General features: G+C 75.0%; 17 protein-coding genes. 8 read left to right on the forward strand and 9 right to left on the reverse strand.

Annotation, left to right across the window (positions count from 1 at the left end):
• Positions 1-3 precede the first annotated feature (3 nt).
• The 4 genes from ACZ7G1_RS01585 to ACZ7G1_RS01600 all read right to left on the reverse strand — a co-directional run bounded on the left by ACZ7G1_RS01585 (position 4) and on the right by ACZ7G1_RS01600 (position 5,268).
• Positions 4-1,098, reverse strand: a complete 1,095-nt coding sequence (locus ACZ7G1_RS01585; RefSeq protein ID WP_470877582.1) for a glycosyltransferase family 4 protein — start codon at positions 1,096-1,098, stop codon at positions 4-6.
• Between the two features lie 63 nt (positions 1,099-1,161).
• Positions 1,162-2,115 (reverse strand): PIG-L deacetylase family protein, encoded by a 954-nt coding sequence (locus ACZ7G1_RS01590; protein WP_470877583.1) that lies wholly within the window; start codon positions 2,113-2,115, stop codon positions 1,162-1,164.
• A complete protein-coding gene (locus ACZ7G1_RS01595) occupies positions 2,097-3,971 on the reverse strand; it encodes a glycosyltransferase family 4 protein (protein WP_470877584.1) in 1,875 nt (624 codons plus the stop codon). The genes ACZ7G1_RS01590 and ACZ7G1_RS01595 overlap by 19 nt, the downstream gene beginning before the upstream one ends.
• A gap of 517 nt (positions 3,972-4,488) precedes the next feature.
• Positions 4,489-5,268: a glycosyltransferase family 2 protein gene (locus ACZ7G1_RS01600; protein ID WP_470877585.1), complete on the reverse strand. Its 780-nt coding sequence runs from the start codon at positions 5,266-5,268 to the stop codon at positions 4,489-4,491.
• 195 nt (positions 5,269-5,463) lie between these two features.
• Between ACZ7G1_RS01600 and ACZ7G1_RS01605 the strand changes: the two genes are divergently transcribed.
• The 6 genes from ACZ7G1_RS01605 to ACZ7G1_RS01630 all read left to right on the forward strand — a co-directional run bounded on the left by ACZ7G1_RS01605 (position 5,464) and on the right by ACZ7G1_RS01630 (position 13,109).
• A complete protein-coding gene (locus ACZ7G1_RS01605; RefSeq protein WP_470877586.1) occupies positions 5,464-7,305 on the forward strand; it encodes a glycoside hydrolase family 15 protein in 1,842 nt (613 codons plus the stop codon).
• A 42-nt stretch (positions 7,306-7,347) separates the two neighbouring features.
• Positions 7,348-7,638 carry a hypothetical protein gene (locus tag ACZ7G1_RS01610; RefSeq protein ID WP_470877587.1) on the forward strand — a complete coding sequence of 97 codons (291 nt, stop codon included), beginning with the start codon at positions 7,348-7,350 and terminating at the stop codon, positions 7,636-7,638.
• An 83-nt stretch (positions 7,639-7,721) separates the two neighbouring features.
• The gene (locus tag ACZ7G1_RS01615; RefSeq protein ID WP_470877588.1) at positions 7,722-8,795 is read left to right on the forward strand and encodes a phosphatase PAP2 family protein; all 1,074 of its coding nucleotides are present in this window, start codon (positions 7,722-7,724) and stop codon (positions 8,793-8,795) included.
• 43 nt (positions 8,796-8,838) lie between these two features.
• Positions 8,839-11,064 carry an NADP-dependent isocitrate dehydrogenase gene (locus ACZ7G1_RS01620; RefSeq protein WP_470877589.1) on the forward strand — a complete coding sequence of 742 codons (2,226 nt, stop codon included), beginning with the start codon at positions 8,839-8,841 and terminating at the stop codon, positions 11,062-11,064.
• Between the two features lie 142 nt (positions 11,065-11,206).
• The gene (locus ACZ7G1_RS01625; RefSeq protein ID WP_470877590.1) at positions 11,207-11,500 is read left to right on the forward strand and encodes a hypothetical protein; all 294 of its coding nucleotides are present in this window, start codon (positions 11,207-11,209) and stop codon (positions 11,498-11,500) included.
• Between the two features lie 97 nt (positions 11,501-11,597).
• Positions 11,598-13,109, forward strand: a complete 1,512-nt coding sequence (locus ACZ7G1_RS01630; RefSeq protein ID WP_470877591.1) for a sigma-70 family RNA polymerase sigma factor — start codon at positions 11,598-11,600, stop codon at positions 13,107-13,109.
• 28 nt (positions 13,110-13,137) lie between these two features.
• On the opposite strand, the gene ACZ7G1_RS01635 is transcribed toward ACZ7G1_RS01630, so the two are convergent.
• The 4 genes from ACZ7G1_RS01635 to ACZ7G1_RS01650 all read right to left on the reverse strand — a co-directional run bounded on the left by ACZ7G1_RS01635 (position 13,138) and on the right by ACZ7G1_RS01650 (position 16,927).
• Positions 13,138-13,803 carry a CAP domain-containing protein gene (locus tag ACZ7G1_RS01635; protein ID WP_470877592.1) on the reverse strand — a complete coding sequence of 222 codons (666 nt, stop codon included), beginning with the start codon at positions 13,801-13,803 and terminating at the stop codon, positions 13,138-13,140.
• 138 nt (positions 13,804-13,941) lie between these two features.
• Positions 13,942-14,814, reverse strand: a complete 873-nt coding sequence (locus tag ACZ7G1_RS01640) for a universal stress protein (protein WP_470877593.1) — start codon at positions 14,812-14,814, stop codon at positions 13,942-13,944.
• A gap of 156 nt (positions 14,815-14,970) precedes the next feature.
• Positions 14,971-16,293 (reverse strand): acyl-CoA dehydrogenase family protein, encoded by a 1,323-nt coding sequence (locus ACZ7G1_RS01645; protein ID WP_470877594.1) that lies wholly within the window; start codon positions 16,291-16,293, stop codon positions 14,971-14,973.
• A gap of 178 nt (positions 16,294-16,471) precedes the next feature.
• Positions 16,472-16,927 (reverse strand): RrF2 family transcriptional regulator, encoded by a 456-nt coding sequence (locus ACZ7G1_RS01650; protein WP_470877595.1) that lies wholly within the window; start codon positions 16,925-16,927, stop codon positions 16,472-16,474.
• A gap of 544 nt (positions 16,928-17,471) precedes the next feature.
• On the opposite strand from ACZ7G1_RS01650, the gene ACZ7G1_RS01655 reads away from it, so the two are divergent.
• Positions 17,472-18,329 (forward strand): glutathione S-transferase C-terminal domain-containing protein, encoded by an 858-nt coding sequence (locus tag ACZ7G1_RS01655; protein ID WP_470877596.1) that lies wholly within the window; start codon positions 17,472-17,474, stop codon positions 18,327-18,329.
• A 64-nt stretch (positions 18,330-18,393) separates the two neighbouring features.
• Here the strand turns inward: ACZ7G1_RS01655 and ACZ7G1_RS01660 are convergent, their stop codons facing one another.
• Complete coding sequence (locus ACZ7G1_RS01660) at positions 18,394-19,431, reverse strand: NAD-dependent epimerase/dehydratase family protein (RefSeq protein ID WP_470877597.1); 1,038 nt, start codon at positions 19,429-19,431, stop codon at positions 18,394-18,396.
• A 138-nt stretch (positions 19,432-19,569) separates the two neighbouring features.
• Between ACZ7G1_RS01660 and ACZ7G1_RS01665 the strand changes: the two genes are divergently transcribed.
• The gene (locus tag ACZ7G1_RS01665) at positions 19,570-19,794 is read left to right on the forward strand and encodes a DUF5133 domain-containing protein (RefSeq protein WP_470877598.1); all 225 of its coding nucleotides are present in this window, start codon (positions 19,570-19,572) and stop codon (positions 19,792-19,794) included.
• Positions 19,795-19,858 lie beyond the last annotated feature (64 nt).

Raw genomic sequence — 19,858 nt, forward strand, 5'->3', positions numbered from 1 at the left:
CCGTCAGTCCAGCAACTCCCGGTAGAGCGCCGCGTACCGGGCGGCGAACCGCTCCGGGCCGAAGTGGTCCTCGACCAGCGCCCGCCCCCGTTCGGCGAGCATGTCCCAGGAGCGCGGCTGGCCGAGCAGCCACGCCAGCTGCTGGCCCGTCCGGCGGGCGTCACCGGCGGGCGCGCGGAGCACGGCATGACCGAAGTCGGCGAACTGGGGAAGGTCGCTGAGGATGGCCGGCCGGCCCGTCGCCAGCGCTTCGAGCACCGTGAACGGGATGTCCGTCCGATGACCGAGGGCGACCGGGGGGAAGAGCAGCACCTGGACGGAGGCGAGCAGCGCGTGCATGTCCTCGACATAGCCGCGCACCTCGACGTCGACGAGCCCCGCCGCCCCCGCCCGCTCCCGCAGCGCCTCGTTCAGCGCCTCGGGATCCTGACCGGGACGGCCGCGCATCGCGAGCACGAGCCGGAACTCGCTGCCCGCCCGCCGGGCCTCCGCCGCCGCGTCGATCGACGCCTCCGCACCGCCGTGCGGATCGTGATGGCCGGTGAAGAGCACGGTGGGGAAGCCTTCGGGACGCGGCAGATACGGCCACTCCTCCAGCGCGATCATCGGCGGGACGACCCGGACGTCCCCGAACTCGGCGGCCCGCAGCCGCCTCCCCATCGACTCCGACTGGGCGACCGTCGTCCCCAGCGGCCGGACCCGCGCCAGGAGCCCGGAGTCCACCACCCCGGGCACGGTGTGGACGACCGGCCGCCCGCCGAGCAGCAGCGGGCGCAGCCACGAGAACAGCGGGAAGCCGCGCCCGATGGCCAGGAACGCGTGCACCAGATCGACCCGCCGCGCGAACACCGCCCCCGTCAGCGCCGCCTGGACGCGTTCGGGCACGTGCGGAAGCCCGGAGCGGGAGAGCATCCGCACCGGACGCCCCTGCCGAGGCGTCTCCCGCCGCGGGGCGGGCCACTGGGTGAACCAGAAGAAGTCCACCTGGGGCAGCGCCGCGAGAACCGACCTGGCCAGCCGGATGTCGGAGCCGCCTGCCCCGTCCAGCGGACTTCCGGTCAGCAGGAGCACCCGGGGACGCCGCTCACCACCGGGCATCACGCACCCCCGCCGGTGCGCCCGCCACGACGGCGCCGGTGCGGGAAGCCGGATCCGGGACGCTCATGGCGCACGTCCGGCGGTACGGGACCCGGGGCGGCCGGGCACCCGGGCGGGCACGCGCTCAGGCCGGCGGTCGGGCAGCCGGTCGGCCACGCGGCCGGGCAGCCGGCGGGTGGCCGCCGTACGGGCCCCGCCCTCGCCCCACGCCCCGATCCCGGCCTCCGGCAGCAGGTACACCTCGGGGACGCGCGGGACGCCGCCGTCCGGGAACAGGGCCTCGGCCTGCGTCCGGTAGCCCCGGATCAGCTCGGTCTTGCGGTCGAGGCCGGACTCCCAGGCGCGGGCCACCAGACGGTGCCGGCCGGTGAACCCGGCGTCGGCGGACGCCCGCTGGTCGTACGGGAAGTCGCTGTAGTACACGATCCGGCGTCCGCTCCGCTCGGCGGCCGTGCGGACCAGCACGTGGTCGGGGTGACCGCCCACCCCGAGCGGGGCGAGCACGAGTCCGGCCGACGAGCGGGGCAGCAGCGCGTCCACGGTCTCCGCGACCGTCCGCAGGGTCTCCGTGTCGTGCGCGGAGACCCGGCCACGCGCCAGGTGCAGCCGCTCCGTGGGGTACACGTGGTCCACCTCGGGCAGCAGCCGGGCGAGCCGCGCCGTGCCCGGCCGGGTGCTCGGCAGACGCCGGAACAGGCCGTCGACCAGGCCGACATGGAGCAGGCCGACACCGAGCGCGCCGAGCACCCGCCGGTCCTCGGCGCGCCGCTCGGCGAAGAGTTCCGCCGCGTCACCGGCGTGGGTCAGCCGCAGGTACCGCCGGGCGGCCAGGGTGTACGGGGGCGGCCCGGCCTCCGTGAACAGCGTGGCCACCGTCACCGGGGCCCGCCTGCCCGGCCAGCCGAGCAGCGCTCCGCAGGACAGCACGGCGTCGTCCAGGTGCGGCGACAGCACGAGTACGGGGGCGCCGGAGCCGATGAGGGTCCGGACGAAGCCCGTCAGCGGGTCGTCTGCCATGACGCACCCCTCTTCCTCGGCCGCCGCGGGAAGGCGGGCGTGTCCAGGAGCCGGTGGGCCAGGGCCAGGTAACGGCCCGTCATCTCGTCCCACGTGTAGTGCCGGGCGGCCACCCCCGCGCGCCGTCCGAGGCCGCGGCGGAGCGCCGGGTCGCCGGCAAGCTCGGCCATCCGCTCCCCGAACGCGGCGACGTCGAACGGCGGCACCGCCACGTCCCCGCCGTCGCGCATCCAGCGCAGCGCGGGCAGGTCGAAGTGGAGCACGGGCTTGCCGTACGCCATGCCTTCGAGCGCCACGAGCCCGAAGGTCTCGTGGCGCGAAGGCAGCACCAGGAACGCGCAGTCGCGCAGGAGCCCGCTCCTGCGCTCCTCGTCGGCCGGGCCCACCCAGTGGATCCGGGGCCGCGCGCCGGGGGAGCGGGCGGCGAGGAGCGCGGCCAGGCACTCCTCCTCGTCGGGACTGCCGCTGCCCGCGAGCACCAGGTCGAGCGGAGGCCGGGCCCGGTCGTACGCGTCGAGCAGCAGGTCGAGCCCCGCGGCCCAGCTGTCGATCCGCCCCAGGAACAGGATGAACCGCCCGGCCCCGAGCCGTGTCTCGCCGGCGCCCTCGCGCTCGACCCCGTTCGCGATGACCTGCACGTCGGCCCGGGGGCTGAGCCGCCGGGCCAGCGCGCCGTCCGCCGTGCTCGTCACCACGATGTGCCGGTAGCAGCGCAGGCCGATCCGCTCCACCAGGAGGAACGGGACACGGGGGCGCCGCCGCGCTCCCGCCGGGCCGCGGCCGTGGTCGATCCCGATCACGGGGGCGGCCGTGGTCAGCGGCAGGAAGCCCGTCGAGAACGGGGGAGTGAAGCTCTCCAGCCACAGGTCGTGCCGGATGCGGCGGGCCACGAACGGCAGCATCGCCAGGAACAGCAGCCGCCCGGCACGCGGCCCCGCCCGGCACACCGGCAGCCGCACGTACCGGATGCCGTCCCGCTCCTCCGCGCCGCCGCGCAGCCCCGCCGTCACCACCGTCACCCGGAAGTCCTCGGCGAGCCGCCGGGCCACGGCCCCGGCCATCAGGGCTCCGCCGCCCCGGTGGCCGGGAGTGTCGTCCCCCTCGTACACCGACACCACCACGTGCCGCCGCCGCGCGCCGTCGCGCGGCGCCCGGACGTGCCCCCGCAGCGCGGAGGCACGCGCCTCCTCGGCGGCCCGCTCGCTCTCCCGTACGGCTTCGAGGATCCGCTCCGAGGCCGCCGCCGCGAGCAGGGACGGGGGCCGCTCGCCGTCGAGCCGGGCGATCCGCGGCAGCCGCCGTGCCCAGAGGCGGTAGCGGGGCCAGGAGGCGGCCGGGCGAGCGCCGGCCCGCGCGCGGTCGTGGCCGCGCCGTGTGTCGGGGCCGGTGTCCACCAGGAGCGTCAGGGCGTAGCGGGCGGCGAGGCGGCGGAAGAGTCGCGCGGGGCCCGAGGCGGCCGGCGGGTCGAAGGTCACGAGGCCGTCCAGCGGCCCCCGGTCGGTCAGCACGACCGCAGGCCCGCCGACCGCGCGCTCGCGTGCGAGAGTCCGGGCCACCGCGATCCTGGCCGCGAGTTCACCGGCCTCAAGGAACGCGTGGGCACGGCGCGGAGCGGATCCCCGGCGCTCGGGATCCGTCGCACGTCGTGCCCACCCGTCCCCGCCCGGTTCCCCCGCGTCCCTCACGCGGCGCGGAACCGGGAGCCCGCGGCACAAGAAACAGCCGTGTCCGTCCGTGGTGGCGACGGTGAGGCCGCGCTCACGCAGGAGCGCGGCGACCCTGCCGAGCAGCGCCGGCCCGTCCACGCCGGCGGGCCCGGAGAGGGCGACCAGAAGGGGACCTCGTACGGCGCTCATGGCAGCCGCCTCCGAGGTGACCCCGGCGTGCACGGGGCCGGGACGGGGCGGACCGGTACGAGGGCGGCGTCAGCGCCGTGCCGGGCGTCCGGGCCGGCTGGGCCGTCCGGACCCGCTGAACCGCGGCGCCGCGTCGCGTGGGTGCGGACCGTACGGGCGCGCCGGCGCCGGGCGGCGCCGCGCGGCCTGCACGCCCGGCTCGACGGGGGAGGGGCGGCGGTACGGATCCGGTCGGAGACCCGGCGTGTCGGGTGGGCGGTCGGCCGGTGCGGGGTGGGGCACAGCGAACGGCGGCGCGCCTCGGACAGGGGCCAGTCGGTCACCCGCCGCAGGGGGTGCGGCGCGGGTGCCGCCGGCGTTCGGCTGATGGGGAGGAAGGTCATGACGAGCCTCTTCCGGCAACCGACCCTACCGAGGGCCTGACGAGTCCTGAGCGGCGCGTCCCGAGACGGACGCCTCCGCCACGCTTGTCATGAAATAGCGCTGTATCCAGCCTTAGCTTCCCCGGGGTGATTCGTCAACCGGGAGAGGTGCGGGAGCGGCCGTGGGCGAGCCGGGACAGCGCGTTGTGCGGCCGTTCGTCGAGGAGCGTGCCGAGGATGCGGGCGCCGTCACGGACCGTGCGGAGGCGCGACGCCCCGTGGCGGCAGGGCAGTTCGCGGCTGGGCACCTCGGCCACGCGCAGCCCGTAGTGCAGCGCGTGCGCGACGAGTTCCGCGCCGAGTTCGACCCCGTCCTCGCGGAGTTCGAGGAGATCGACGAAGGAATGCCGGAAAGCGCAGAATCCGTACCAGAGATCGGTGAGCCGCTGGCCGTACAGCCTGCGCGCGACGCGCAGGAGCGCGCGGTGCCCCACGCGCCGCACCAGCGAAGAGGCGGCGACATCGCCGCCGGCGATGAAGCGCGATCCTTTGACGAAGTCGTAGCCGTTTTCCAGATAGTGCAGGAAATGCGGGATCTCGTGCGGCGACATACTGCCGTCGGCATTCATCAGGACGATCAGATCGCCGGTCGCCGCGAGCAGTCCCGCGTGCGGGGTGTCGCCCTTCTCGACGTCCCACGCCCCCAGGCTCCGCACGATCGGCCCGGGTCGCTTCCCGCCGTCGCCGAAACCGGCCGGGGCCCCGACGAGCACCACCTCCCGCACGCTCGACGGCACCTGATCGAGCAGGGCGTCGAGGTCGCGGCCCGCATCCCCGTGGCCGGGGCGGATCGTGAGGACGAGACTGACCGTCCGCCCGCCGGACCCGGGAGCGCGGTCGGTCGACCGGCGCAGGGGGTGCGATTCGCTACTCATGGGTACGGCCTTCCGCGCGGCGGACCCGCGTCTTCCAGAATCCTGCGCGGAGGGTGAAAGCGTCAAGAAGAGCGGAAGGATATGCGGTTCACCGCGAAGGAATTCCCGCGCTGAACAGCCTGGTCACCGCCGGTCATTCCCCGTGAATGCGCGGAAGTTTATGCATGCCGTCTCCGCCGGGCATACAATCCCGTCATGGCAGGGCGAATTGAGGACTACGCCCTCGTCGGTGACCTGGAGACCGCGGCGCTCGTGGGGACCGACGGGTCCGTCGACTGGTGGTGCGCCCCCCGCTTCGACTCGCCGGCCTGTCTCGCCGCCCTCCTCGGAACCCCCGGGCACGGCCGGTGGCTGCTCGCCCCCGCCGACGGATCCCGGTGCACGCGGCGGGGCTACCGGGGAGACACGCTCGTCCTCGACACCGTCTGGGAATCCGTCTCAGGATCGGTCCGCGTCACCGACTTCATGCCGCCGCGTTCCCTCGGCGAAGGCGCCCCGACGATCTTCCGGGTGGTCGAGGGCATCGCCGGACGGGTCCCGATGCGGGGGGAGTTGAGGGTCCGCTTCCATCACGGCAGCATCGTGCCCTGGACCCGTTCCGTGGACCGCCGTACCGTGGCCTCGATCGCCGGACCCGACGCCGCCTACCTGTCCTGCGGCCCCGGCGTCGACCCGGTCGTCACCCCGGACCGCACCACCTTCGACTTCACCGTCACACCCGGGCGCCGCGTCGCGTTCACCCTCGGCTGGCGGCCCTCGCACGCCGCCCCGCCCGCTCCCGTGGCGCCGGCGGGGATCGAGGCCGCGCTCACCCGAACCCTCGCGTTCTGGAACGACTGGGCCGCCGCGCTGCGTTACGACGGCCCGGCCAGGGAAGCCGTCATCCGCTCGCTGCTCACCCTGAAGGCGCTGACCTACGCGCCGACCGGCGGGGTCGTCGCCGCGGCCACCGCCTCGCTGCCCGAGTCCATCGGCGGGCAGCGCAACTGGGACTACCGCTTCTGCTGGCTGCGCGACTCCACCTTCACCTTGTCCTGTCTGCTGCGCGGCGGGTTCCGCAGGGAGGCGCTGGCGTGGACGGCGTGGCTGCTGCGGGCCGTCGCCGGCGACCCCGCCGACCTCCAGCCGCTGTACGGGGTCGAGGGTCAGCGCCGGCTGCCCGAGACCCACGCCGACTGGCTGCCGGGCTACGAGGATTCACGGCCCGTCAGATTCGGCAACGCGGCCGTCGACCAGTTCCAGCTCGACATCTACGGCGAGGTGCTCAACACCGTCTACTCGGCCGTCCGCGCCGGCGTCGTCCTCGACCCCGCCACCTGGGCCCTGGTCGCCGCGCTCCTCGAATACCTCGGCGAACGCTGGCGGGAACCCGACGAGGGCATCTGGGAAGTCCGGGGCCCGCGCCGCCACTTCGTCCACTCCAAGGTGATGGCCTGGGTGGCCGCCGACCGCGCCGTCCGCCTCGCCCGCGTCGCCGGACTGCGCGGTTCCGTCCACCGCTGGCAGGCGCTGCGCCGGGAACTGCACGAGGAGATCTGCACCCGGGGCTGGAGCGACGAACAGGACTCCTTCACCCAGTCCTACGGAAGCCACCAGGTCGACGCCACCGCCCTGCTGATCCCCCGCCTCGGCTTCCTGCCCGCCGGCGACCCGCGCGTCCTCGGCACCGTGCGCGCGATGGAACGCCTCGACGAGCACGGATTCCTGCGCCGGTACGGAGACGCGAGCGACGGCGGCACCCACGCCCTCGACGACCTCGGCGGCACCGAAGGGGCCTTCGTCGCCTGCACGTTCTGGTACGCCGACGCGCTCGCCATGACCGGCCGCCCCCACGAGGCCCGCACCGTCTTCGAGCGGGTCCTCGACGTCCGCAACGACGTCGGCCTCCTCGCCGAGGAATGGGACCCGGTCGCCGGCCGCCAGCTCGGCAACATGCCGCAGGCCCTCAGCCACGTGGCCCTGGTGAACACCGCGTTCACGCTCTACGGGACGCGCCGGCACGACCGCGACCGCTCCCGTCACCTCGCTGTGGCATGATCACGCGCACCCGGCAGGGGGCCGGGCTCCAGGGGGTGGCTCATGCACTGGTACGCCGTCGTCCCGGGCGCGCTCGCGCTCGTCCTCGCCATCGGCGGCGTCGCCGCCATCCGCAGCGGCTGGGTCTGGCCCTGGCTCCGGCACCGCGTCTTCCGCACGGGCCTCTACGGCCGAGGCCAGCTGCTCCTGGCCGCCGCCTTCGCCGTCCAGGCGGTCACACCCTTCTCCGACGACCCGGCCGTCCGCTCCGGCCTCGGCGTGTCCACCGTCCTCGGCCTGCTCATGGGCCTCATCCTCCTCGTCCTCGGTCAGCGCCCGCCCCGCGAGCGCTGACCAGGACACCCCTGGCGGCCCCCGGCGTGTCGTTCGGGTGAGTCCAGCGGGCGGGGCAGCCGCGCGTGGGTTCGAATCGGGGCATGGCTTCCTATGACAGGCTCCGCGCCGGCGGCACCCAGAGGCCGCTGGAGACCGGTGACACCTGGTGGTACGCCGCCGTGGCCGGCGAGGCCGCCGGCTCCTTCAGCACCCGGGTCCGCACCCGGACCCGGCGTGCCTGCCTCGGGGCGGTCCTCCTCCTCACGGTCGTCTACGCCGGCCTCGTGCTCACCGCGACCGGCCGCCGCTGGGGCGACGCCGCCGTCACCGGCCGGCGCGCCGACGGCACGGCCGTCACCCTGCTGCGCGAGCACCCCTCGCTCGCCGGCCTCACCACCTTCTCGCTCGCCGCCGGCTGCTTCCTCCTCCTCGCCGCGGGCCTGATACGCAAGCGCTACGCGCTCACCGGGGCCGCGGCGGGCGCTCTCGTCACGGCCCTCGCCGTCACCGGCCTGCTCCAGCGGTACGCCCCCCGCCCCCGCCTCCACGACACGGCGGGCGCCCTCCTCCCCAGCGGCTTCCCCAGCGCCCAGACCACGCTCGCCCTCGGCATCGCCTTCGGCCTGGTCCTCGTCGTCCCCTACCGGCTCCGGGGCATCGCCGTCGGCGCCGGCACCCTCTGGGCCGTCGCCGTCGGCGCCTACACCATCGCCTCGGGGCGGCACCGGCCCGGCGACGTCATCGCCGCCGCCCTCGTCGTCCTCGCCGTGGAATGCGGCCTCCTTGCCTTCCTCGCCCGCAAGGGCAAGGTCCGCCCCGGCCCCCGGCGCGGACCCCTCGTGCCCGGCCTGCCCCTGACCGTGCCGCTCGCGCTGCTCGCCGCGGCGGGCCTCGGCGCCGGCTTCTGGCTGCTCGGCGACACCCTCGCGCTGCCCGCCACCGCGCCCTACGACCCCGCCGAGCTCCGGCTCGCCCACCGCTGCGGCCAGGCCCTCGCCGCCGGTGTGACGGCCGCCACGGGCCTGATCCTGCTGGGGCTGCTGCGCCGCGTCGACGTCGACGGCGCCCCCGCCCCGTACCGCCTCGGCGGCCCCTTCGTGGAGGCCGCGGGGGTCCAGCGGGAGAGCGAGCCCGTGGGGCCCTTTACGGACGACCTCGATCACGAGATATCTTGATGTCGAGCAATCTCGCATACGCAGACGTGGAGCGGAGCACCCGGTGACTGACTCGACCATCATCTACACCCACACTGACGAGGCGCCCGCCCTGGCGACGTACTCGTTCCTGCCCGTGATCCAGGCGTACGCCTCGCAGGCCGGAGTCACGGTCGAGACGCGGGACATCTCCCTCGCGGGCCGCATCATCGCCCTCTTCCCCGAGTTCCTGGAGGAGGGCCAGCGCATCGCCGACGCCCTCACCGAGCTCGGCGAGCTGGCCAAGACGCCCGAAGCCAACATCATCAAGCTGCCGAACATCTCGGCGTCCATCCCGCAGCTGAAGGCCGCGATCGCCGAGCTCCAGGCGCAGGGCTACGCCCTCCCGGACTACCCGGACGACCCGCAGACGGACCAGGACAAGGACGTCCGCGCCCGCTACGACAAGGTCAAGGGCTCGGCCGTCAACCCGGTCCTGCGCGAGGGCAACTCCGACCGCCGCGCCCCCGGCTCGGTCAAGAACTACGCCAAGAACCACCCGCACCGCATGGGTGCCTGGACCCCCGAGTCCAAGACCAACGTCGCCACCATGAGCGAGAACGACTTCGCCTCCACGGAGAAGTCCGTCGTCATCGCCGCCGACGACACCCTTCGCTTCGAGTTCACCGCCGCCGACGGCACCGTCAGCGAGCTCCGCGCCCCGCTGAAGGTCATCGCCGGCGAGGTCGTCGACGCCGCCGTCATGCGCGCCGCCGCCCTCCGCACCTTCCTGAGCGAGCAGGTCGCCCGCGCCAAGGCCGAGGACGTCCTCTTCTCCGTGCACCTCAAGGCCACGATGATGAAGGTCTCCGACCCGATCGTCTTCGGCCACGTCGTCCGCGCCTTCTTCCCGAACACCTTCGCGAAGTACGGCGAGGTCCTCGCCGCCGCCGGCCTCTCCCCGAACGACGGCCTCGGCACCGTCCTCGGTGGCCTCGACGCCATCCCGCACGGCCTCGGCGCCGAGATCAAGGCCGCCTTCGAGGCCGAGCTCGCCGAGGGCCCGGCCCTCGCGATGGTCGACTCCGACAAGGGCATCACCAACCTGCACGTGCCGTCCGACGTCATCGTCGACGCCTCGATGCCGGCCATGATCCGCACCTCCGGCCACATGTGGGGCCCGGACGGCCAGGAGGCCGACACCCTCGCGGTCCTCCCGGACCACAGCTACTCGGGCGTTTACCAGGCCGTCATCGAGGACTGCCGCGCCCACGGCGCCTTCGACCCGTCCACCATGGGCTCCGTCCCGAACGTCGGCCTCATGGCGCAGAAGGCCGAGGAGTACGGCTCCCACGACAAGACCTTCGAGATCGCCGAGGCCGGCACCGTCCGCCTCGTCGACGCCGCGGGCAACGTCCTCCTGGAGCAGGAGGTCGCCGAGGGCGACATCTTCCGCGCCTGCCAGACCAAGGACCTGCCCATCCAGGACTGGGTCAAGCTCGCCGTCACCCGCGCCCGCGCCACCGGCGCCCCGGCCGTCTTCTGGCTGGACGAGAACCGCGCCCACGACGCGCAGCTGATCGCCAAGGTCAACGAGTACCTCGCGCAGCACGACACCGAGGGCCTGGACATCAAGATCCTGTCCCCGGTCGAGGCGACGAAGTTCTCCCTGGAGCGCATCCGCCGCGGCGAGGACACCATCTCCGTCACCGGCAACGTCCTGCGCGACTACCTGACCGACCTCTTCCCGATCCTGGAGCTGGGCACCAGCGCCAAGATGCTGTCTGTCGTCCCGCTGATGGCGGGCGGCGGCCTCTTCGAGACCGGCGCCGGCGGCTCCGCCCCGAAGCACGTCCAGCAGCTCGTCAAGGAGAACTACCTCCGCTGGGACAGCCTCGGCGAGTTCTTCGCCCTGGCCGCCTCCTTCGAGCACCTCGCGACCACCACGGGCAACGCCCGCGCCCAGGTCCTCGCCGACACCCTCGACCGCGCCACCGGCACCTTCCTCAACGAGGACAAGTCGCCGACCCGTCGCATCGGCGGCATCGACAACCGCGGCAGCCACTTCTACCTCGGCCTGTACTGGGCCCAGGAGCTGGCCGCCCAGACCGAGGACGCCGACCTGGCCAAGGCCTTCGCGCCGCTCGCCGAGACCCTCTCCGCCAACGAGCAGAAGATCGTCGACGAGCTGAACGCCGTCCAGGGCTCCCCGGCCGACATCGGCGGCTACTACCAGCCCGACCCGGCCAAGGCCGCGGCCGTGATGCGCCCGTCCGCCACGCTGAACGAGGCCATCGCGTCCCTCGCCTGAACGCCGTGACGCGGGAGTGACACCAGACCGCCCCGGCCGGAATCCCTCCGGCCGGGGCGGTTTCCGTAGACGGATCGGGGCGGTTTCGTGGGGTCTCCGCCCGTCGGTGGCGCATCCGCCGTCCGGGTGTGAACCTGGATGGATGAGCTGGGCATCTTGGACGACCGCCGGTGTCTACACCGGGCGAGGTGGGGTGCTGACCGACGAGGCGGGCGTCGTCACGGGCGATCTGACCGTGCACACGACGTTCGCCGAGCGGGAGGCACGCGTGGCCGTGCAGTACAGCGGCGCATCCGACTGGTTCACCATGTCGGGCAGTCCCGTTCCGTGCGCGACGGAGGAGGAGAGCCGCGACCTGCACGATGCCGTCGTGGCCGCCGTACGGGAAGGGAACGGGGCCACCGTCCCCACCCTGCCCGCGGCACCACCGGTGTAAGGTCACCGGGCACCACAGGAAGAAAAGTGTTATCCCTCCCGCTCCCACGGGTCTCCGAACGACGGGGGACTCGGACCAGGGAAGAGGGAGCAGACCCATGCACAGCGACGAGCGCCGCACCACCGCGCTGGTGGAAGCGGCCAGGGCCGGTGACGCGGACGCCAGGGACGCACTGGTCCGCGCTTACCTGCCCCTCGTCCACAACATCGTCGGCCGCGCCCTCGACGGCCACGCCGACACCGACGACATCGTCCAGGAGACGATGGTCCGCGCCCTTGACGGCCTCACCGGCCTCCGCGACCCCGAACGCTTCCGCTCCTGGCTCGTCGCCATCGCCATGAACGGCATACGGCGCCGCTGGCGCGAACGCCAGCAGGCACCCGAACCCGGCCTCGACCGGGCCGCCGACCTCGCCGACCCGGCCGGCGACTTCACAGAACTCACCATCCTCCGCCTCGGCCTCTCCGGGCAGCGCCGCGACGTGGCCCGCGCCACCCGCTGGCTCGACGAGGACGACCGCGAACTCCTCTCCCTGTGGTGGCTCGAAGCCGCCGGGGAACTCGACCGCGCCGAGGTCGCCGAAGGCCTCGGCGGCATCTCCCCGCAGCACGCCGCCGTCCGGATCCAGCGCATGAAGGAACGACTGGAGACCGGCCGCGCCGTGGTCCGCGCCCTGGACGCCGTCCCGCGCTGCCCCGAACTCGCCGACACCCTCACCCCCTGGGACGGCCGCCCCTCCCCGCTCTGGCGCAAACGCATAGCCCGGCACCTGCGCGGCTGCGCCGCCTGCACCGGCCGCGTCACCGGCCGCCGCGGACTCGCCCCCGTCGAGGGCCTGCTCGTCGGCATCGGCCTCGTACCCCCGCTCGCCGCCGGCGCCCTGCACGGCGCGGAACCCCTCGCCACCCAGCCCGTCGCCTTCGAGACCGCCTCCCAGCCGGTGACCTTCGATACCGGCACCCAGCCCGACTCCTTCGAGACCGCCTCCCGGTGGACGCCGGTCCGCCGCGCCTGCGTCGCCGGGGCCGCGGCCGTCGCCGTCCTCGGAGCCGCCGCCCTCCTCGTACCCCGGCAGCCCGAGACCCCGGTGACCCCCGCCCGGCCCGTCGCCGCGCCCCCGCCCTCCGCGACCCCGACCACCGCCCCCGCGGCGACCGTCGCCGCCCCGGCACCGACGACCCGGGCGCCGAAACCCCGCAGGACCACGCCGCCGCCCCCGCGGCCCACCGCCGAGGAGCGGCTCACGGCCCGGGTCAACCGGCTCCGGGCGGCGGCCGGTTGCGCCCCGCTGCACACCGATCCGCGACTCGTCGCGGCGGCCCGCTCGTACGCCCGGGACATGGCCGCGCGCGGCTACTACAGCCACAGCAGCCCGGAGGGCGACTTCGCGGACGTGCGCATCACCGCCGCCGGGTACGACTGGAGCGCCTGGGCCGAGAACCTGGCCCGCGGTCCGTCCGACCCGGCGGAGGTCGTCGACGACTGGACCGACGGCGCCATGCACGAGGAGAACATGCTGAACTGCCGGTACCGGGACACCGGCGTGGCGTCGGCGCCCGGTCCCGGCGGCACGATCTGGGTGCAGAAACTGGCCGCACCCGCCTCCTGACGCGCCGGTGTCCCGACGCGCCCGCGGGTCAGCGTCTGGCGCCGAAGTCCTGGACCCACCAGGGGCCGTTGGCGGTCAGCGTCACGCCGACGCCGATGTCCTTGAAGGCGCAGTTGAGGATGTTCGTCCGATGGCCCGGACTGTCCATCCAGTCCTCCATGGCGCGGGCCGGCGTCTTGGGCCCCCGGTGGATGTTCTCCCCCCACGTCGACCACGCGTACCCGGCGCCGGTGATCCGGTCGCCCGCGTCACGCCCCTCCGGGGTGTCGTGCTCGTAGTAGTCACGCGCCGCCATGTCGTCGGCATGCCCCTGCGCCGCCGCCCGCAGATGGCTCTCGGACCGCACCGGCCCGCAACCGGCCTTGTCCCGCTCGGCGTTCGCGAGCCTCACCACCTCCTGCACGAACTGCCCCGCCTTCCCGGCCGCCGCCCGGGCGCCGGCCGGCGACGCGGCCGGCGAGACCGCCGGGGCCGGGGACGCCACGTACATGCCGGTCACCACCGCGATCAGGGCGGCGGCCCCGCCGAGCACGACGGAGGTGCGGAAGGAGGGGCGGGCGGTGTCACGGCGCCGCACCCCGCCGCTCCTGCGGTGCCGGCCGCTCACGCGCGCCGGAGCCAACTCGTCGGTGACGTCGGTGACGTCAGTGACGTCGGGATGGTCGTGGTGGCCGGGACGGTCGTGGTGCCGCATGGAGCTCCGCTCTCTCGCCGAGGTCGCCGGAGGGTCCGGTGCCGTACGGGCCACCGGGGCGACGGCGGTAACACTTTCCGGCCCCGGCCGCCCCGACACTCTCCGTCAACACGACGAGTCAACCCACGTCCGAGCTTTTCAGCCCTGCGGGATCACCGCCACCGGGCAGGGCGCGAGGTGGAGCGCCGCGTGCGCCACGGAACCGATCCGCGGGCCGATCGCGCCACGCCGGGCCCTGCGGCCCACCACCAGGAGCTGGGCGGCCCCGGAGGCGGCGAGCAGCACCTGTCCCGCGCTGCCCAGTTCGACGTGCTCCGTCACCGGCACGTCAGGGAACCGCTCGCGCCACGGCGCCAGGGCCTCGCGCAGCGCCTTCTCCTCGTACGGGACGAGCCCGCCGGCCTCGTCGGCGAGCCGCATCGAGGCCGGGCTGTACGCGTAGAGGGGCGGCAGGCTCCAGGCGCGGACGGCCCGCACCGCCGCCCCGCGCGCGGCGGCGGTCTCGAACGCGAAGCCCAGGGCGGCGGCGCTGTCCTCGGGGTCGCCGAGCTGGCCGACCAGGACGTACCCGGCGGGCGGTTCGGCCTGCTCGCCGTCGCGGGAGCGGACGGCGACCACGGGGCCGGTGGCGCCGGCGATGATCTGCTGGCCGTACGAGCCGAGCAGGAAGCCGGCCACGGCGCCGTGCCCGCGCGAACCGATGACCAGCATCTCGGCGTTCTCCTCGGCGGCGAGCAGCGCGGCGACCGGGGTGTCGGGGACCAGCCGGGTGGTGAGCGCGAGTTCCGGGTGGCGTGCCGCGACCGTGGCCTCGGCCTCGTTCAGGACGCCGTACGCGGCGCGTTGCTGGGTCTCGGGGTCCTGGACGAGCGGGATGTCGAGGGGTTCCCAGCGCCAGGCGTGCGCGAGCCGTAGCGGCAGCCCCCGGCGGAGGGCCTCGCGGGCGGCCCAGTCGGCCGCCGCGAGGCTCTCCGGGGAACCGTCCACTCCTGCGACGATCTCACGACTCATCAGGCTGCCTCCGTCGGTGCGGTGACGGGCCCGCCGGCCGGCCGGCCCTGCTGAGTCCAGCTTGGGCCCATCGGCCGTTCGACGAGAGGGCCGGACGTCCCGACATGCCGGACCGTCCGTCCCTTCGTACGCCGCCGGGCCCCGCGGCGGGCGCGGTCAGGCCCGCAGGGTGAGCCGGGCGTGGGTGCCGTTCAGGTAGTGGTCCCCGATGTCCCGGAGCCGGTGGGCGGCCTGGGTGGGGGCGGTGAGGGCGCGGGCGTTGCGCCAGAAGCGGTCGAAGCCGGGGGCGGCGCCGAGCGTCTCGGCGGCCGCGGGGGCGTCGACGAGTTCGAGGACGCGGGTGGTGATGTGGACGGCCGCCCGGCCGGTGACGGCCTCGGCCGCCGCCACCAGGACCGCGATGTCGGCCCGCTCCTCCGGGCCGAGCGCCCGCCCGGCGAGCAGCCCGTGCGCCAGGGCGTCCGTCGCCCGCTCCACCACGGCCGCCGCCGCGTGCGCGGCCGTCGCCAGCTCCCCGTACGCGAGGAGGAGGTACGGGTCGTCCCCGGCCACGACCGGGGCGGCGCCGTCCGTGGGCGTCGGGACTCCCGCCGGGCCGGCCGGTGGCGGTGCGGCCTGCCCGGCGCGGCTGATGTCCCTGGCCTCGGCGAGCGCGCCCTCGGCGATGCCGAGCCCCACCTGCACGAGCAGCAGCCGCAGGGCCAGCGGCGCGAGGGCGGTGAACGGGGCCACGGCGTGCTCGTCGTGGGGGAGGGTGCCGAGGACCTGCCCGGGCTCCACCGGTACGCGCTCGAAGGTGACGGTCCCGGCACCGGCCAGGCGCTGCCCGACCCGGTCGGGGCCGGTCTCCGTGCGCACGCCCGGATGGTCCGGGTCCACCAGGACGACCAGCAGATCCCCGCCGTCGGCGGGGCGGGCGCCGACGACGAGCCGGTCGGCGACGGTCACCCCCGAGGCGAACGGGCGCCGGCCTTCGAGGAACCAGCCGCCGGCACCGGCGCCCTGGGCGGGCGTCAGCGTGAGCCCGGGGTCGGTGCCGCCGCGCGGCGGCTCGATGCCGCCGGCGAGCAGCCAGCGCTCCTCGGCCGTACACACGTCGAGGGGTGTCGGGTTCCCCGCAGGGTCGGGGCCGAAGAAGCGGCTGCTCCAGGACAACGCGTAGTGGTGGGCGAGGAGTTCGCCCACCGATCCGTCGGCCGCGGCTATCTCGCGTATGACGGCGCAGGCGGCGCGCCAGTCGGCGCCGCGCCGGTCCGGGCCCGGTGCGGTGAGCAGGGCGGGCAGCCCCGCCTCCTGGAGTCGGGCGACCTCGTCGAAGGGGGCTTTGCCGGCCCGGTCCCTGGCGAGGGCGTCGACGGCGAGGTCGTCGGCGAGTTCGCGGGTGACGCGCGGCCAGATCTCGTCGTCGGCGGCGCGACAGGCCGGTGCGGAGGCGTTGTGCGGGGCGGGTCTCTTCGGCGCTGTCCTCGGCGTACTCACGTCACCTCACCTGATCTCTCGTATCCCCACTGGAACACTAGGGATAGTGGCAGAGGAGAGGGGCAGGCCCCAAGAGGCGTCCGTAAGCTGGACAGGGGTGTCTTGGTGGATGAGATGACGTCAAGTCGCCGCAGGTCGGCGGCGGTTCGCCAAGCCGGTCAGGGGTTCGCCAGGCCGGTCAGGGGTTGGTCCAGGCCTCCGGGTCGTCCGCGAGCGCGACGACCCGGTCCGGCAGCTTGGCCCCCGCCACCTCGGCGAGCGAGACGCCGAGGACCTCACGGACACCGGCCCGGAGGGCGATCCAGAGGGTCAGCAGGGACTCGGCCGGCCCCGTGTAGGACAGCTCCGGAGGCCGCTCCCCGCGTACGGAGACCAGCGGGCCGTCCACGCAGCGGATCACGTCCGCGACGGAGATCGTCTCGGCGGGCCTGGCGAGCCAGTAGCCGCCGTTGCCGCCGCGCTGGCTCTCCACGAGACCGCCCTTGCGCATGTCGCCGAGGATCCCCTCCAGGAACTTGTGCGAGATGCCCTGCCCCTCGGCGATCGTCTCGGCCTTCAGCGGCCCCGAATCCTGGGAGGCGGCGAGCTGGAGGGCTGCCCGCACCGCGTAGTCGGCCCTGGCTGAAATGCGCATGCGGGCATTATTCCGCACCGGTGTGACGGCGGCCCGCGCACCCGCCCGCCGGGTCGCGGCCCTCGGGGCCCTCCGCGATCCGGGCGGGCCGGACCGCCGCGCCGCGACAGGCGGCCCGTACCGCACCCTTGACGCCGCCGGTGGGCGGCCCGAGACTCGACCACGGGAAATCCGAGCGAACGGGTAGGGAACCATGGGACGCAGCGGCCGGCGGGACACGAGACACGCCGAGCCCATCCCGCACTCCCTGCCCCTCACCTCCCGCCGCCACATCGACCTGCTCCGGGTCTGCAGCGCCGCTTAGAGCCGCCCGGCAATCCGGGCCGCCCGCCCGGAACCCTCCCGGCAGGCAGCGAACGGGGTGGTGGCGCCGCCCGGCACGGCGACACGCCGAGGCCCCGTCACCCGCCGCCGCTTCCCGCACGTCCTGTTCTTCCCGTACCTCCGCCGCCTCCGGGCCCCGCGCCGGTGCCGTTCGCCCTGCCCGCGACCGGCGCCGTCGGGCACCGCCCGGACCCGGCCCGAGCACCCCCAAGGGAGAAACATGTCCGTCGTCCCCTCCTCGCTCCTGCCCGCCTCCGCCACCCCCGTCTTCCGCGGCCGGATCGGCAGCGACGCCGCCAGCGGCCACTACGCCGTCCCGCACCGCTACCGCCTCCACGTGGCCCCCTCCACAGCCGGCTGTCTGAGGATCGCCGTGACCCACGCCCTGCTCGGACTCGACGACACGCTCCCGCTCACCGTCCTGCCCGAGACCCCCGACACGCCCGACGGCGGATACGACGCGCTCCGCCCGCTCTACGAGGCGAGCGCCCACCTCTACACCGGGCCCGCCGCCGGGCCCGTCCTCAGCGACGGCTGGACCGGACGGATCGTCAGCACCCACGCCCCCGACATCCTCCGCGACCTCGCGCTCCGCTTCCGCGGCGACGGCCCCGACCTGCTGCCGAGCGCGCGGCGACGCGAGATCGACGCCGTCGCCGACCTGTGCGAGCGCAGCGTCGAGCGGGCCGCGCAGCGGGCCGGCGAGCTCGGCATCGACGGCGAAGCCGCCCACCGCGACCCGCTGGCCGTCCTCTTCGCCGCACTCGCCCGCCTGGAACGCCGGCTCGCCCGCGGGCCGTACATGCTCGGCGAGGCGCCGAGCGCCGCCGACGTCCACGTCTGGGTCACCCTCGTCCAGCTCGACACCGTCCACCGCTGGCACCTGGACGCCGCCGCCATGGAACGCGTCGCCGCGCACCCCGCGCTCTGGGCCTACGCCCAACGCCTCGCCGCACAGCCCGAGTTCGGCCGCCACCTCGACATCGACGCCGTCCTGCGCCGCCACCGCGCGCACTGTCGCGGCCGCGAGGCCGCCGGCGCCGCCATCCGGATCGTCGACTGGGCGGCGGCGAACTGACGGCCGCCGCCACCGCGCGGCACGCGTCGGGGACGCGGACGCACAAGCGCCCGCGCCCCCGGGCTCAGCCGATCCGGTGCCCCGCCATCGGAGCCGTATCGTCGCCCGCGCCCACCCGCACACCGCGCAGGAACGCCGCCAGCGCCTCCTCGGCGGTCGCCGCAGGCTCCCACTCCAGCTCACGCCGCGCCCGTTCGGTGGCGAGCAGCGGGAGGTGCCGCAAGGCCTCGAAGAGCCCGGGGGAGGCCGGCACGAGACGGAGGCGCCAGGCGGCGGACAGGGCGCCGCGGACGGCTCCGGCCGGCACCTTCACGGGCCGCGCGTTCAGCAGGCGCCCCAGGGTGGGCCCGTCGAGCACCGGATCGGCGGCGAGGTTGAAGGCGCCGCGCACGTCCCGCAGGAGCGCCCGGCGGTACGCGTCGGCCGCGTCGTCCGTGTGGAGGACCTGGAACCGCAGCCCGTCGAACTCGGGCAGCAGCGGCAGCAGATCGGGGCGCATCAGCTGCCCGGGGAAGAAACGCCCGGCGAAGATCCGCCGCTGCCCGCTCGCGGACTCCTCCTTGAACAGGAAAGCGGGCCGCATCCGCACCACCCTGATCTGCGGATGGTCGCGCTCGAAGGTGTCGAGGACCCGCTCCAGATAGGACTTCTCGCGGGTGTACGCGGCGCCGGGCCAGCCGTGCGTCGGCCACGCCTCGGAGACCGGGGCGCCGCCCTCGGGCCCGGGGGAGTACGCGCCGACCGACGAGGCGTGGACCAGCACCGGCACCCGGGCCGCGGCGACCGCGTCGAAGACGCGCACCGCACCGAGCACGTTGGTGCGCCAGGTCTCCACCGGATCGTGGGTCGGCCCGAAGCGCCAGGCCAGGTGGATCACCGCGTCCGCGTCCGCCACGTACCGCTCCAGCCGGGGCTCGTCGCCGTCCCGGGAGAGGTCGACCTCGGCCCACTCGACGCCCGGCAGTTCGAGACCCGGCCTGCGCCGCGCGAGACCGAGGACCGAACCGACCCGCGGTTCGGCCGCCAGGGCCCGCACCAGACTCGTCCCCACATTGCCGGTGGCGCCGGTGACGACCACCCTCTGCATCGTGCTCGGGTTCATGCCCCCGACCCTCCGCCATGGGCGGCCCGCGCGCACCCGGAGCGGCCGGCCGCCCCACCCCGTCACTCAGCGTGTCCATGTCGGTCGCGAGGGTGGCCGACGGCCGGGAGGATGAGGGCAGGAGACAGGAGAAACGTCATGCTGCTGCCCGACCGGAACACGGTCGACCGGCTGCTCCGGCACTACCGCACCCAGGAGCGGACCGTGCTGGCCAGCCCGTGCGACCTGTCGGCCCGCCGGCGCTTCGAGGACACCGTGTACACGCTGTGCGTGCTGATGGGGGAGCGCACCGCCCACGAGGCGGTGCACGCGGCCGAGCGCTACGTGACCGGCTCCGCCCGGCCCCGGCCCTGGTACCGCTGACGGGGCCGCCGGCCCGGCGCCGACAAGCGCGCCCACCGGGCCGCGGTTAGCGTGGCGGGGTGCG

The organism is Streptomyces sp. NPDC037273, assembly GCF_055603625.1.